Source organism: Helicobacter enhydrae (assembly GCF_001693335.1).
GTDB lineage: Bacteria > Campylobacterota > Campylobacteria > Campylobacterales > Helicobacteraceae > Helicobacter_G > Helicobacter_G enhydrae.
On the sequence record NZ_CP016503.1, the window covers coordinates 781,472 to 797,119 of the forward strand.

Here is a 15,648-nt window from a genome sequence, read left to right on the forward strand (position 1 = left end):
GACCTCATTTAGCCGTAGAATGATGTCAATAATTGTAGTCAAGAATTAATTAACTTTGATAGCAAAGTAAATCCAAAGCCAGAGAAAACATCGCACTAGCAAAATTTCATCAAGCACATCATCGATCAAACTCATTATCAATATGCGACAAAAGCGGGAATCCAAATCCAGCCAAAACAAATGTGAAAATATGTAGCAATTCTATTTTCTGTGCCAAAATTTCTGATGAGATAGATGATGATATAGCAAAACGCTTCACACCAAATTTTGCAACCCACAAGACAATTTGGGCATTTGTTATAATCTTGCAAATATTTCAACCTCAAACCAAAGGCACATCTTGAAAACATTTGATTTTTTGTCCAACAACCTTTTCACCACATATATGCTCCAAGTTAGCTTCCCCAAAATCTACGATTTTGAAGGCACGCAAACAGAAGTCCAACGCGTATTTGATCGCATCAAAGCACTCTATGATGCACAGAGATTCTCTTGCCAAAATGAGCATCAATTCGAAGATGATTTTATCGCTAGAGTATTAGAAATACTAGATTGGCACAGCATCAGGCAAGATGAAAAAATCATTCAAGGCAAACTAGAAAAACCAGATTTTTTACTTTTTGTAACTGCAGAGGCTAAGCGTTCTTATCAAGATTTATCCAAACAAGAAAGACACTCTAGCAATGCCTATATTTCCGTGATTTTAGAATCCAAAGCCTATAATGTAGAAGTGGATAATAAGCAAGTCAAAGACAATCCACATTTTCAGCTTTTACGCTATCTTAGCAATCTAAAGCTTGATTTTGGATTCCTCACTAATGGCAGAATATGGCGTTTTTATGATAATTCAAAATTGAGCGCTCAAAAGATTTTCTATGAAGTCAATTTAGAATCCATCATTTTCAAAGATGACTTACAAGCTTTCCAATATTTCTATCACATCTTTAAAGCCCAAAATTTCTCTCAAAGCCCAAAAAATCTCAAAAACACAATGCAAGAAACGCTAGAGAAAAACACCCAATCCAAAATCTCTATTGAAGATGATTTGCAATCCATTATCTATGGGACCAATGGCAACAATTCGCTTTTTGAACGCATCGGTGCTTGTATTTATGCCAAAAACCCCAATGCCCCTCTTGAAGACATCTACCAAAATGCCCTTTATTTCATTTTTCGTCTGCTTTTCATCGCCTATTTTGAAGACAAGTTTGATGAGATATTAGACAAGCATTCTTGTTTCAAAGATGAAATCAGCCTCCATAAACTTCTAGATTCAATACAACAAGTAAAGAATGATAGCTATGAAGCTTATGGTAAGCTAGAAGATATTTTTAGAATCTACAATGAGGGCAAACCAAATTTTGATATGCCAATCTTTAATGGGGGACTTTTTGACACACACAACACGCCCCTTTTGCAAACCCCAAAGATTTTTGACAACAAAGAGCTTAGAGAGATTCTAGACGCACTTTTTTATTATAAAGAAAAAGATTTGCCTTTCAAGCGTGATTATCGCACTCTAAGTGTGGCACATCTAGGCACTATTTATGAGGGGCTACTCTCCTATTTCTTTGAAATTGCACAAGAAGATCTCTTTTATCTTGCATATCAATCCAAAAAAAGAGGCAAGGATTTGAAATCAACTGAAGGGTATTTTGATAGCTATGATTATGCAAAGATAGCCAAAGATAATCTTATCCACACAGCACAATTTTATCAAAAAGGACAAATTTATCTAAAAAACACCAGCAATTCTCGCAAAAGCACCGCAAGTTTTTATACCCCAGATTCTATTACCAAATTTCTTGTGCGTTCTGCTTTGAAAGACAAGCTAAATCCTAGCAATATCTTGCATTTTAAGATTTTGGATAATGCCTGTGGAAGTGGGCATTTCCTAGTAGAAGCCCTAAACCAAATCACACAAATCGTTCAAGAGGATTTTGATTCTTTCCCTGAACTCAAAAATTTGTATGAGGAAGAAAAACAAGCAGTGCAAAATAATATTTGTGTCTTTATTCAAGGCTATAAGGCAGATGAAAGCGATATTCTAAAACGGCTTTTACTCAAAAGAGTGATTTTTGGCGTTGATTTAAACCCCTTTAGCATAGAGCTAACAAAGCTTTCACTTTGGATTGATAGCTTTATCTTTGGCACACCTCTAAGCTTCCTAGAGCATCATATCAAATGTGGCAATGCGTTGATTGGCACAAGCATAAATCATTTTAAAAGTTATTATGATACCCTACAACAAAAAAAGAGCAAAAAAGAAGGAGCGAGCCTTTTCATTGACGCTTTTTTAAATGAGTTTAATGCTTTAAGCCTTGTGTTTGACAAACTAGATTCCATAAAAGATAATACAGAACAAGACATTAAAGAATCAAAGCATATTTATCAAAATGAGATTAGCCCCATTTTAGATAAACTCAATCTTTTTTTGAATCTATACAATGCAAAAAGCTTTATGAGTAGCAACGAATTAAAAGAATCTGAAAAACTAGAACATAGCAACATAGAGTATTTAACAAACAAAGATGAAAAAGAATGGCAGGAACTGCGTAGCATTATAGAATCCTATGCTAAAAAATATCGCTTTTTCAATTATGAAATCGAGTTTCCAGAATTAGTCAAAGAGGATAAATTTTTGGGCTTTGATGTGATTGTGGGCAATCCACCTTGGGATAAGACCAAATTTAGTGATAGTGACTTTTTCCCTCAATATCAAAGTGATTATCGCACCCTTAGTAAATCCAAGAAAAAAGAAGTGTGTGAAAACCTCCTTAGCAAACCTTATATCAAACAGGAATATGAGAAACAAAAAGCCTTCATTGATTCTAATAACAACTATTACAAAATACATTATCCTCTAAATAGGGGCAGTGGTGATGGGAATCTCTTTAGATTTTTTGTTGAGAAAAATCTAAGCCTACTTGCTCAAGGAGGCTCACTTAATTATGTTTTGCCCAGTGCATTAATGCTAGAGGAAGGCAGTGTGGCTTTGCGTCAAGAAATCCTAGAAAACAAGACTTTGGAATATTTCTATAGTTTTGAAAATAGAGAGGGGATTTTCACCGATGTAGATTTACGCTATAAATTTGCCCTAATGCAAGTGAAAAATATCAAATCCAGCACAGACCACACCATCAAAACAATGTTTTATCAAACACAAATTGATGCCATCTATGATAATCACAACACAATCGCCACCACTTTTGCAGAAATCAAAGCCCTAAGCCCCTCCCAACTTGCATTCCAAGAAGTGCGCTCCAAAGCTGATTTGGAGATTCTCAAAAAATGCTATGCAGCTTTCAAGCCCCTTTCTTTAGAATGGCTTGATTTTAGAAATGAACTTCATATGACAGCAGATAAAGATTTATTTATAGAATCCTATCAAGAAGGATTATTGCCACTTTATGAGGGCAAGATGATTCATCAAAACAATGCAGAATTTGGAGAGGCACAATATTTTTTGGATTCTAAGGCATTTGATAAGAGGCTAAGAAGCAAGGAGATTTATAGGCTAAAACAGGATTTAAGATTAAATAACAAAGAATACACAAGACTTTTGGATTCTATTGCACAGGGCAAATCCATCACAGAATTAGAGGATTCTATCATCAAATATGATAGGAGTTTTTATCGCTTAGGCTTTAGGGGAATTGCAAGGGACACTGATGAACGCACGGGAATTTTTAGCCTTTTGCCCAAAGATTGTGGTTTTGGGCATAGTATGTTTGCAAGTAGTGTCAAAAAATACATTGTAGATTCACAAGGACATATCACCCACAAGACTACAAGCCATCTTAGACTCCTCTTTGCCTTAGGGATTTTTAATGCCTTGGTGGTGGATTTTATCCTTAGGGGTATGGTGCAAATCAATGTGAGTAAAACTTACTTAGAGCGACTCCCAATCCCTCAACCCAGTGATGAGGAAATCTTGCAATCTAGTCTTTATCAAAACATTGCTTTTGATGCTCTAAAACTCCAACTTTTTAATGACAAAAAGAAGCATTTCACAAGCCTCAAAGAAGAGTTTCATAACATAGATATGCCAAGCACACAAAAAGCCTACGACACAATCAAAGCACAACTAGATATCACCATAGCAACAGAGATCTACAAACTCACCAAAGAAGAATTCTACCACTTGCTTGAATCTTTCCAAGTTTTGCAAAACAAACAACCTAGCTACATCGCCTTGCTTAAGAGTCTTTGGGATAAATGATGATTTGGTGAAAGGGAGAATGAATGGCAGATAATACATATATCACAAGTATTGAGGCAAATCAAGATTACAAGAATATTACACCATTGTTTAAATGGGAAGATATTCCAAAATTTGCAGTGATTACAGGGGAAAATGGAAGTGGAAAGAGTGCATTGCTTAATGGAATCAGAGAGGGGAGATTTATTCTCAATGAACATCAAAGAATTAATGCGATAATAGAATACTATGATAAATTTGAATTAGGGGGTGCGGGATATAGTGATGAGTTTGCTAGAAGAGCAGAAGAACACAAAAATATATTGCGTCAAAAGTTTATAATAGAGACAGATTTGAGTAATCCAAAGAGTATGTTTAATTTCGCAAAAACAGAAAGTGCAAATCATTTGTATCTCCAAGAAGTATCCCAAAGCTTAACATTTGAAGATTTTATCAATAGAAATTTTGATTCTTTTTCCAAAGAAGCACAAGGGTTTTGCAATTCTTACAGGCAATCTCTTGATTTATCTCAATACAAAAAGCATTTTGAGCGTAATGGAATGAGTGAGGAGAAATTTTATCTTAGTAATCAAAAAGAGATTGAGAAATGGCTAGATGAACTTCAGGATATTGATTTTGAATCACAACGAACTATTTTTAATGAAACAGCTTTGCTTTCATTTTTTGGCAATTATTATATTAAAAAAACTAGATTAAGAGATAGGCTTGATAATGAGATAAAAGATGTGGATCAAATCAAAGCAAAAATCAAAGAGGAATTAGGAGAAAATCCTCTCGATCAAGTGAATAAATTGCTTAAAAAAGCTTATTCCAAATACACTCTTGTGCTAGAACCTAATGAAAATAACCAACCAAAACTTATTTGTCAAAATCAAGAAGGCATTTCTGTTCCTCTTAGCGAACTCTCCACAGGAGAGCAAATCATCACCTCTTTGTTTATGTGGAGATATGAGAAAAGTCCATTAGATTCAATGATTTTCTTGTTTGATGAGCCTGATGCACATCTCAATCCCAAAATGGCAAAAATGCTCATTGAGATTCTAAAAGATGTGATTGTCAAAGAGTTTGATTGCCAAGTGATTATGACAACGCATTCTCTCTCAAGTGTCGCTTATTGTGAAGATGAAGATTTGTTTTATATGGAAGATGGAGAAATTGAGAAAACAACAAAAATAGAGAGTATGGAAAGGCTTTCTAGTGGTGTTTTGATTGAAGAAATTAGAGCTAATATTGAATTGTTAATTGAATCAAGTTTGATTTTGTTTGTTGAGGGCGAGACAGATAAAAAACACTTGGAGCGGTATATTGAAATTGATAGACAACAAAAAGGTGAGCATATTCCACAATCATTTCGAATCTTTAATTGTAGAAGTGCTTCAAAAATGGAGTATTATGCAGATATGATTGATAAATTAAAACCGCAATTAAAAGAAAAATGCTTGTTTCTTTGTGATGATGATAACGAGGGAAAATCAGCTCAATCAAAAGTTGAAAAGTTTGGGATTAAAACAATGTTAGTTTCTCAAGGACAAAATTCATCAGGAGATTTTACAATCGAGAATTGTTATGAGCAATATATCCAAAATCAAGAATCACAATACAATTTTTCTGATACACCACAATGGAAACTTAAAAAGAAAAAACAATTTGCTAGGCGTAGGTTTAAAGAACACGAGCTTATGGGTATTAAGATTCTTGTTAATGAAATCAAAAAGCAATTTGGCATATCAGCCCAACCCACACAGCAAAATCAACAAAATCAAGAGCAATGCCAAAATCTACAAGAGCGTATCTCAAGCGTTGTGATAAAAATGCCAAAAGATTGATTTTTAAGGAGTATCAAAATGCAAAATGACATCATTCTCTACACTACGCAAGATGAAAAGGTAAAAGTCGAGCTGTATGCACTAGGAGAGAGTGTGTATCTTAGTCAAGATTCTATTGCCAAACTTTTTGACACCTCCAAACAAAACATCTCTTTGCACATCAAAAATATCTTTGAAGATATGGAATTAAGGGAAGAATCAGTTGTCAAGGAATACTTGACAACTGCCACAGATGGCAAGCAATATAAGGTTAAATTCTACTCTTTGGAAATGATTTTAGCCATAGGTTTTAGGGTTAGAAGCAAAAGGGGCGTGCAGTTCCGCAAATGGGCTAATGAAAATCTGCAAAGTTATTTGCAAAAAGGCTTCTTGATTGATAGCAATAGACTCAAAAATCCAAATGGACGCACAGATTATTTTGATGAGCTTTTAGAACAGATTAGAGATATTAGAGCGAGTGAAAAAAGGTTTTATCAAAAGGTGCGTGATTTGTTTGCCTTGAGCGTGGATTATGATTCGACAGATAAGGCGACACAAATGTTTTTTGCACAAACCCAAAATAAGCTTTTGTATGCCATTACTCATCAAACTGCTAGTGAGATTATCTATCAAAGAGCAAATGCCGATGCACTCAATATGGGGCTTACAAGCTGGAAAGGCAAGGTGGTGAGAAAGGGCGATATTTTGATTGCCAAAAACTATCTCAAAGAAGAGGAGCTTGATAGCCTCAATCGCTTGGTAAATGTGTTTTTGGAATCTGCTGAACTTAGAGTAAAAGATAACAAAACGCTTAGTATGGACTTTTGGAGAGAAAATGTGGATTTGCTCATTAAATTTCAAGGCAAAGAGCTTTTAAAGGGCAATGGGAGTATCTCTCAAGAAGCAATGGAGAGTTTTGCTTATGAACAATATGCACGCTTTGATTTTAAACGCAAAGAGCAGAGAAAAGCCCTAGCCAATCAACAAGATGAAGATGAAATTGATACAATTTACAAAGAATTACAAGCGAAATCAAGGCACTAAGTGTCTTAAAAAAGCCAAATTCTACTCTTTGGAAATGATTTTAGGGTTTTAGGATTAGAAGCAAAAGGGGTGGGGCAATCCTCAAATGACAAAATCTCCCTAAGTTGCAAAATCGCTACACAAAAGGCAAGATGACTCCCCTGTCTTTGGATTTTCGATTGGCTTGTAGTAATATAAAAGCCAAATCCAAGCAAAAGGAGTGAAAATGAGAAAAGTATTGAGCTTGTTGGTGGCTTCATTGGCTTTTTGTGCAGTTGCTCAGGCGAAATGGTTTGTTGGTATCGAGGCGGGATATGCCGTGCAGTCTGACTATGGGTTGAGTGATAGCAATATCAAGATGGCACTTCCTTGGATTGATGCGACTCCCGAAGCGATACGCAATGGGACGCGTGGCTATAGCCTTGGTGCAAGTTTGGGGTATGAGGGGTTTTATTGGAAGTATGTTGGGACACGCAATGGGCTTGGTGTTGGCTACACTTCTATCTACTCTCAAGGGTTTGCAGAACACGCAGAATCTTTTCAGGCAGAATCTTTTAGTGATTTGATGGTCAATTTCTTTCACAATGGAAGTTCTAGTGTGGGTGTTTTTGTCGGAGTGGGCGTGGTTTATAATTATGTTTTGTCTAGATTTGAAGATTCTGAAGATGTGACTCATGTTTTGGATGTGGGTTGGCGTATGGGGGTTAGCACGATGCTTGACAATCACCACAGAGTTGATCTGATAGCAAAACTCCCTAGTGCTTCTATCGGTTTAGATTCAGGTTTTGATAGACTAGATTCTTTTGCACGCACAAGTTTTGTGGTGGGTTATCGGTATATTTTTTGATGATAAAAGAATCTGAGCATATATAGAAATGAATGGGGATTGGGAGCGATCCCCCTTGCCTATTGATACAGCACCACACATCGCCAAGCGTTCAAGCTTTGGCAATGGTTTGACACAAGCACATCTCATCAAGCAAAACGCATATTGCTCCAAAGATAGTAAAATACAATCTTTGAAACTATCCACATTTGACGCGACTAGGAAATTTTATGGAAAAACAAGACATCGAGATTAGCAAAAAAATCTTAAGAATCACAGGGCAAACAAATGCACAATTTGATCTCATCAAAGAGGGGGATAGGATACTTTTGGGGCTAAGTGGGGGGAAGGATTCTATACTTCTAGCGACACTTTTGGCAAGATTGAAAAAATACGCACCTTTTAATTTTGAATTCAAGGCATTAACCGTTGATTATGGGAGGGGAGGGGAGTATGATTATATCTTTGAATATTGTGAGCAAAACAATATTCCCTATGAGCTCTATCGCACTGATATTTACAAAATCTTAGAGGAGAATCGTCGTGAGGGGACGATTTATTGTAGTTTTTGCTCCAGAATGCGTAGGGGTGCTTTGTATTCCAAGGCACTTGAGGGCAATTACAACAAAATCGCCCTTGCACATCATCTCGATGATGCAGCTGAAAGCTTTATGATGAATCTTAGCTATAACGGTGCTTTGCGTTCTATGCCCCCGATTTATCAAGCAGAGAATGGATTGTGGGTAATCCGCCCTTTGATTTTTGTAAGAGAGGCACAAATCATAGACTTCATTGCTAAAAACAATATCTACATCGCACCAGATTGCAACTGCCCTATTAATTGGCAAAAAGATGACAAAAAGCCATTTGCAAGAGAAAAAACCAAACAAATGCTCAAAGAATTAGAAAAATTCAATCCTAATTTTTTCACCTCTTTGAAAGTGGCATTGGGGAATGTCCATACAAAAAGCCTCTTTGATCCGAAATTTTTAGACCAACAGGACTGAAGGGTGGCAGTTTGCCACCGATGAGCAATCGCTCCAAACCACGCAAACAGCGTGATTCTACCGATATGAGCTTGACAAAAAAAAAAAAAATAAAATAATATAATTCAACAAAATATCAAAATAGGAGAAGTGTTATGGAATTTAGCAAACAACAGCGAGAGATTTTTCAAGGGTGCCTTAAAGAGTTTGTTAGGCAAGTGGATCAGTGTGTTGGAAAATATGAAAGTAAAGTAACAAAAGCAATTCAAAAAGCAGAAGAGGCAATAAAGGAAAAATCAGATAAGGTTTTGAGAGATTTAAATTATATTTGTCACCCACGTTTTGGAAGTGGAAATTTAAGTAAAAATCCCTCTATCTCTTTTTATCGTCAAGATTTGTTTGGAGCAACAAAAGTCAATGGCGAAAAGCCATCTTTGCAAATGGGTGTATATATTTGGTTTGGCTATTTGCACAAAGAAGGCACTTACTGCCTCAAATTTGCTTTTCCTGAAGCAGACATCAACAACTCTCGTTGCAAAGCCGTGAATCAAATGGAACAAGAAGGTATCTTGGAGGAATCAGGGGGCTATATCTTTAAGTGGGAAGAACTTAAATTAGATGAAATTACAGATAGATTTTTAGAACTTGCAGATTACTTCAACAAATTTTTGGCAGAGGGTTTTGAAGCAGAATTTCTATCAAACGAAGAGGCAAAGAAACAAATCCTAGATTTTAGAAAAAAATGGAGCAAAGAAAGAATAGAGAAAATGGGGTGGGAAGACTACAATAATAAAAATGGAACATCATTTTTTGCCGAACTTGAAAACCTAAAAGGAATTCAAGCACAAACAAAACAAAGCAGTGCAATTGATCCAAATGGAGATTCAGACAAGAATAAAGAAAAGTTTGAAAAGATTAAAAAATGCCTCTTACAAATCATTGATAAGGGTGCTACAGATGACAAAGAGATTGAAATGCCTGATGAGTTGGGGTCAAATCCTAATACAAAAAACTATTTTCCTTGGAAAATAGCATTCATCTATCAAAATTTTGATTCACCATCTGTCTGTCCGTTTTTCACCAAAAACTATTTAGAAGACATTGCGAGAAAAATGAATGTGCAGGGTTCAGATTGCAAGGACCTGCACCGCAATATCATTACACAAGCAAATCTTGAAAATCTTGATGATTTGCTCTCCTTTTATCAAGACAACAAAGACATTCAAAATAAGGAGGAAAAAACAAAAAACACGCAAAATAAGGAACAAGCAATGAAACAACCTCTCAATCAAATCCTCTATGGACCTCCGGGAACAGGCAAAACCTATCACACAATCAATAGGGCATTAAAGATTTTGGGCGTAAAAACAAGCTCTAGAGAAGAGGCAAAAGAGGAGTTTGATAAGTATTGTGAGAATGGGCAAATCGAGTTTGTGACATTCCACCAAAGCTATGGTTATGAGGAATTTGTCGAGGGGATTAAGCCTAAGCTTATAGAGGCAGTTTCTAATTCTATAGAATCTAATGCTATGGAATATGAAATCAAGAATGGAATTTTCAAAGAGATATGCAAGAGGGCATTAGAAAATTATCAAGATTCTTTTGTTCTTATCATTGATGAAATCAATCGTGGAAATATTAGCAAGATTTTTGGAGAGCTTATTACCCTCATTGAGCCAAGCAAACGCATAGGTGAAAGCGAGGCTTTGAGAGTGCAGTTGCCCTATAGTCAAGAATCTTTTGGTGTGCCAAGCAATCTTTATATCATCGGAACGATGAATACAGCAGATCGTAGCATCACCACACTAGATACTGCATTACGCAGACGCTTTGAGTTTGTAGAGATGATGCCTCAACCTGATAAATTAAAAGATATTAAGATTAATGATGACAAAGGAAATGATACAGGAATCAAGCTAGATGAAATGCTTACAAAGATGAATCAACGCATAGAATTTTTGCTTGATCGTGAAAAAACAATCGGACATACATTTTTGCTTGAAGTAAAAACTCTCAATGAGCTTAAAAATGTGTTTCAAAACAAAATTATTCCTTTGCTTCAAGAGTATTTTTATAATGATTATGCTTTTATTTACGCCGTGCTAAATGGTAATAAAATGATTGAAAAAGTCAAGGATGAAGAGCGTTTAAAAATTATAAATTGCAACGGCTTTCAAAATCTTGAAATTAATATTGAAGACAAAGCCATTTATAGCATTGCCTCATTTGAAAAGCCACTTTGGAATGATTCTCAAAATTATATTAATATCTACAACACTCAAAAAACCGATGAAACCTCTAATCTACCCGATCATTGAGTATCAATCCTTTGGGGTTGATGACATCGCAAAAAAATTGCAAAGTGACAAAGATAGAGCAAGGCGTTTTTTTGAATCACTAGGGGACTTTGCCAAAGGCAAAGGCAATGGAAAATTTTTGAGATTTGATGGTGTAAGCAGACTCAAAGCCCAAAATCATGTAGGAGTGATTCAAACTCGCTATGGCACACTAGAGATTTTGCCTAAATGCTTTGATCAGGACACACAAGAGGGTTTGCCCAAATACACAAAGGAGGCATTGCAAAAAAGCTATAAAGTTGAGAATTTTGTAACTCAAAACTTTGAAACATCTCAAGATAACAATCAATCTGCAAAAGCACTTCTTATCACCTTTCTTAAAACCTTGAAAGATTTGCCTTTCAAACTATCACAAACTGCTTCTTTGGATACGAGCAAAATACCCCTTTTGGATATTTTTATTCAAAACTTTTGCAGAGAGTTTGCAATCCTCTATCAAAAAGGAATCCGTCACGATTATGTGAGCATACAGGAGAATTTCACCTACCTCAAAGGCAAATTGCTTTTCAAAGAACAGATGAGTCAAAATCTCATTCACAAAGAGCGTTTTTTCATAGAAACTGATGCATATCTTGCAGATATTGCACAAAATAGGATTATCAAATCTACGCTTTTATTTCTCAAAACTAGAGCCACTTCTGCTAGGACACGCTTTGAAGTCCAAAAATCCCTTGAGCTTTTTGAGAATATCCCTCCTAGTCAAAATATAGACAAAGATTTTGAGCAATGCAAGGGCTTGAGGCATTTCTCCTATTATGAAAAAATTCTAGCGTGGTGCAAAGTCTTTTTGTATAAGAAGTCTTTCACTTCCTCTAGTGGCAAAGAGCAAAATTTCGCCTTGCTTTTTTCAATGGAAAAACTTTTTGAATCCTATGTGGCTACGATGCTTACAAAAAACAATCCTAATCTTTTTATCAAGCTTCAAACACAAAGTCAATTTCTTATCAAAAATAACAATGAGCCACTTTTCGCACTTAAGCCTGATATGTTGGTAAAGGACAAAGGGGAGATAAAAATCCTTGATACCAAGTGGAAGATTTTGGATGGCTCAAGTGATGAGAGAAAATGTGGAGTCTCTCAAGCTGATTTGTATCAAATGTGGGCTTATGCCTGCTCTTACCAAGCCAAAGAAGTTTGGATTATCTATCCTTTGTGTGAAAAAACAAAAGCAATCCAAAAGCAAGAGAGAGAATGGTGTTTTGAAGCAAGTCGCTATTTGAGTTTTTGCACTCAAGAAAACAAAGACACTCAAAGTGTGCAGGTTAAGATTCTCTTTGCCCCTTTAGGAACTTAAAAGAATCAATGCTCAAATGTTTGTAGAATAATTAAAATGCAATGAGGCGATGATGGATATTGAAAAATTTCTTGTTCTTATTAAAAATGAGGATAAAACAACAGAAATCAAGAGTATCAATCTTATTGATGATAAATTTGAAGTGTGTTTTTTAAATTCCCCCAAATCCTATTATTATAAAGAATCTAGCATTGTCTTTCTTGCAAACCCAAAGACACTTGATAGAGAAAATTTTGATTTTTTCAATGTCAAGAAAATTCTACGCTTTGATAACTATTGCAAGGTGTTTTTCTTTGATGGAGAGATTCGATTGATTTGCTATAAAGATATGCCAGTCAAAAAGGACAATGCAAATAGCTCATATTTTGAGTATCTCCAAGAAATTGCAGGCATTGTGGGTATAAAGCCTGAAAAACCTGATGAACCTTCTAACACTGACGATCAAAAGCCCACTATGCTTCAAGACTTCTATAGCAAAATCAAAGATATGTCAAAAAAGTGTGCCTTTTATCCTTATCTTAATAGATTGCCCATCCAAAGCAGAGAAATAGCTTTAACTCTCTCTCCATTTGGACTTAATATTTCTCAATTTTTTGCTATCCAAAATGCGATGAAATCTCAAATTAGCGTGATTGAGGGACCTCCTGGAACTGGTAAAACCCAAAGTATCCTCAATATCATTGCCAATATTCTCTATGAAGGTAAAAATGTCGCTGTGCTTTCTAACAATAATAGTGCTACAAGAAATGTGTTTGAAAAATTAGAGCAGGAGGGGCTGGAGTATTTATGTGCAAATCTTGGCAAAAAAGAAAATGTTGAGAGTTTTATTGAGATGCAAGATAAAAGCACACCATATATTTTAAATGATATACAGAGGCTTGGCAAGGCACAAAGGGATAAAGAACATCAAAAACTTCAAGATCTTAATATTAAAGTGCAAGAAATCTTTCATCTCCAAGAGCATATTGCACTCCAAAAAAATCTACTCTATGAGCTTGAACTTGAGTTTAAATATTTCAAAAATCAAATGCCCCTCCCACCCCTCTATGTTACAAAATTACAAAAACATTCCAAGAAACTTCTCCTCTCCAAAATTGCATTACAAGAATGCAAATATAGATTCTTGAGATTTTTGCTTGTGTGCAAATTATGCTTTATTGGGCGTATAGGAAATTGGGCATTTTACAAGCAATCACCAGAGGAAATAACCAGAGCTTTTGAATATGCCTATTATAAGCAAAAAATCAGAGAGATAGAAGAGGATTTAAGCAGGAATGCTGATAAACTCAAAAAGCTTCAAAAGCAAGATATTCTCAAAAAACTCACCTCTATCTCCAAAACACTCTTATTTTCTTATCTCAAAAATAACTACCAAAAACCCCCAAGTTTTGATGAAAAACAGATTTATAGCAAACCACAAGAATTTTGCAAAAACTATCCTATTATTTTTAGCACCACACATTCTATTAGGCGTTGTTTTGACTTTAGGGAGTTTTTATTAGATTATATTATTGTTGATGAATCCTCCCAAGTGGATTTGGTGACAGGTTCTCTAGCATTGCTGTGTGCTAAAAATATCGTGGTTGTAGGGGATAGCAAGCAATTGCCCAATGTCATCACTAGCCAAGATTGCGACAAAATTAAAGCCATTGAGAAAAACTACACACTCCCACAAAATTTCCATTATCTTTCTCATTCTTTTTTAAGCTCTATCATTGCATCATTTACCAATCTCCCCAAAACATTACTTAAGGAGCATTATCGTTGCCATCCTAAAATCATTAATTTCTGCAATAAAAGATTCTATGGTAATGAACTTGTTATTCTTAGTGATGAAAGAGAAGATGAACCAGCTTTAGAAGTTATTTATACAGAGAGGGGTAATCACGCTAGAGGAATGCACAATCAAAGAGAAGCCGATGTTGTTTGCAATGAAGTATTGCCCAAACTAAAATACCCACCTAATGATATAGGCATTATTGCACCCTATAGAGAGCAGGTTGCTTGTATTAATGAGTGTATCAAAAAATATGCTTCTTTAGAGATTCAAGTCGATACCGTTCATAGTTATCAAGGCAGAGAAAAAGAAGTAATTATTCTCACAACAACAGCCAATGAAAATAATCCCTTCATTGATGATCCCAAACTCCTCAATGTCGCAATCACAAGAGCAAAGAAAAGATTTATTCTTATCACTTCCAAAACATTCACACAGACACAAAGCAATGTTAGTGATTTTGTGAGATATATCACCTATCATAAGGGAGAAATTAAAACAAGCAATATCAAATCCATCTTTGATCTTTTGTATAAAGCCAATGCAAAAGCAAGAGAGGATTATCTCAAAGGCAGGAAAAGAATTTCGGCATTTGATTCTGAAAATCTTGTTTATATTGTGATTCAAAGGGTATTAGAGAATCACTATAAAGGAATGCTTGATATTGTCTCTTATGTCCCACTTGCCAACCTCATTACCCCTCATCACACCGATGAAGAAGAGAGGCGATTCATTCAGCACGGGAGTCATTTTGATTTTGTTATCTATCATATTATGGATAAATCTCTTGTGCTTGCCATTGAGGTAGATGGCTATGCATTCCACACACAAGAAAAACAAAAAAGACGCGATGGGCTCAAAAATAAGATTTGCCAGCAATATCACATCCCCCTTTTGCGTTTAAACACCACAGAAAGCCAAGAGGAAGAGCGTATCAAGAAGGCATTAGAAAATGTGCTAAATTTTAAGACCCAAGATAACTTAAAACTTTATTAGGAACTTTGAGTCAGTCTGATAATATATTTCGTTCTTTCAATTTATATTGAAGCTTCAAAAATCTCAAAAGTGGAATTTCTGTCAATTACACTCAATAAAATATTCAAACAAATTAAAATGCCTAAAAGAATGTGAGTTTGGATATAACACCAAAATCAATCAAGAGAATCTTTGCAAAAATCTATTGAAACAGGATCAACAAAATCCTCTGAAGCGATCTTGAGTCTTTCTTTATAAATCAACATTTATAAAGGTATTTAAACCTTCATTTTGCAATCCCTAGCCACCGAAAACAAAACATCTCCCACAAACTCCCATCTCAATCAACCCAATTTGGCATTTCGATCAGAATCTTCTCGCAC

At 35.4% G+C, this 15,648-nt stretch carries 9 protein-coding genes; all 9 read left to right on the plus strand.

Annotated elements, in window-relative coordinates; genetic code table 11:
- Positions 1-385 precede the first annotated feature (385 nt).
- The 9 genes from BBW65_RS03610 (at position 386) to BBW65_RS03650 (ending at position 15,286) form a co-directional block, all read left to right on the plus strand.
- The gene (locus tag BBW65_RS03610) at positions 386-4,222 is read left to right on the plus strand and encodes an Eco57I restriction-modification methylase domain-containing protein (protein WP_066341797.1); all 3,837 of its coding nucleotides are present in this window, start codon (positions 386-388) and stop codon (positions 4,220-4,222) included.
- Positions 4,223-4,245: 23 nt separating this feature from the next.
- Positions 4,246-6,048, plus strand: a complete 1,803-nt coding sequence (locus BBW65_RS03615; RefSeq protein WP_066339830.1) for an AAA family ATPase — start codon at positions 4,246-4,248, stop codon at positions 6,046-6,048.
- Between the two features lie 18 nt (positions 6,049-6,066).
- Positions 6,067-7,071: a virulence RhuM family protein gene (locus BBW65_RS03620; RefSeq protein WP_066339838.1), complete on the plus strand. Its 1,005-nt coding sequence runs from the start codon at positions 6,067-6,069 to the stop codon at positions 7,069-7,071.
- A gap of 205 nt (positions 7,072-7,276) precedes the next feature.
- A complete protein-coding gene (locus BBW65_RS03625) occupies positions 7,277-7,897 on the plus strand; it encodes an outer membrane beta-barrel protein (protein WP_066339844.1) in 621 nt (206 codons plus the stop codon).
- A gap of 28 nt (positions 7,898-7,925) precedes the next feature.
- Positions 7,926-8,132 carry a hypothetical protein gene (locus BBW65_RS03630; RefSeq protein ID WP_066339845.1) on the plus strand — a complete coding sequence of 69 codons (207 nt, stop codon included), beginning with the start codon at positions 7,926-7,928 and terminating at the stop codon, positions 8,130-8,132.
- The gene (locus BBW65_RS03635; protein ID WP_066339848.1) at positions 8,107-8,883 is read left to right on the plus strand and encodes a tRNA 2-thiocytidine biosynthesis TtcA family protein; all 777 of its coding nucleotides are present in this window, start codon (positions 8,107-8,109) and stop codon (positions 8,881-8,883) included. The genes BBW65_RS03630 and BBW65_RS03635 overlap by 26 nt, the downstream gene beginning before the upstream one ends.
- A gap of 134 nt (positions 8,884-9,017) precedes the next feature.
- Positions 9,018-11,180, plus strand: coding sequence for an AAA family ATPase (locus BBW65_RS03640; RefSeq protein ID WP_066339850.1), 2,163 nt, complete (start codon positions 9,018-9,020; stop codon positions 11,178-11,180).
- The gene (locus tag BBW65_RS03645) at positions 11,152-12,513 is read left to right on the plus strand and encodes an McrC family protein (RefSeq protein WP_066339852.1); all 1,362 of its coding nucleotides are present in this window, start codon (positions 11,152-11,154) and stop codon (positions 12,511-12,513) included. The genes BBW65_RS03640 and BBW65_RS03645 overlap by 29 nt, the downstream gene beginning before the upstream one ends.
- A gap of 49 nt (positions 12,514-12,562) precedes the next feature.
- Positions 12,563-15,286 (plus strand): AAA domain-containing protein, encoded by a 2,724-nt coding sequence (locus tag BBW65_RS03650; protein WP_233702111.1) that lies wholly within the window; start codon positions 12,563-12,565, stop codon positions 15,284-15,286.
- Positions 15,287-15,648: the final 362 nt, after the last annotated feature.

Excerpts from the sequence above, each read along its gene's own strand:
- BBW65_RS03610 (WP_066341797.1), top strand. The coding sequence starts at position 386 with ATGCTCCAAGTTAGCTTCCCCAAAATCTACGATTTTGAAGGCACGCAA.
- BBW65_RS03615 (WP_066339830.1), top strand. The coding sequence starts at position 4,246 with ATGGCAGATAATACATATATCACAAGTATTGAGGCAAATCAAGATTAC.
- BBW65_RS03620 (WP_066339838.1), top strand. The coding sequence starts at position 6,067 with ATGCAAAATGACATCATTCTCTACACTACGCAAGATGAAAAGGTAAAA.
- BBW65_RS03625 (WP_066339844.1), top strand. The coding sequence starts at position 7,277 with ATGAGAAAAGTATTGAGCTTGTTGGTGGCTTCATTGGCTTTTTGTGCA.
- BBW65_RS03630 (WP_066339845.1), top strand. The coding sequence starts at position 7,926 with ATGAATGGGGATTGGGAGCGATCCCCCTTGCCTATTGATACAGCACCA.
- BBW65_RS03635 (WP_066339848.1), top strand. The coding sequence starts at position 8,107 with ATGGAAAAACAAGACATCGAGATTAGCAAAAAAATCTTAAGAATCACA.
- BBW65_RS03640 (WP_066339850.1), top strand. The coding sequence starts at position 9,018 with ATGGAATTTAGCAAACAACAGCGAGAGATTTTTCAAGGGTGCCTTAAA.
- BBW65_RS03645 (WP_066339852.1), top strand. The coding sequence starts at position 11,152 with ATGAAACCTCTAATCTACCCGATCATTGAGTATCAATCCTTTGGGGTT.
- BBW65_RS03650 (WP_233702111.1), top strand. The coding sequence starts at position 12,563 with ATGATGGATATTGAAAAATTTCTTGTTCTTATTAAAAATGAGGATAAA.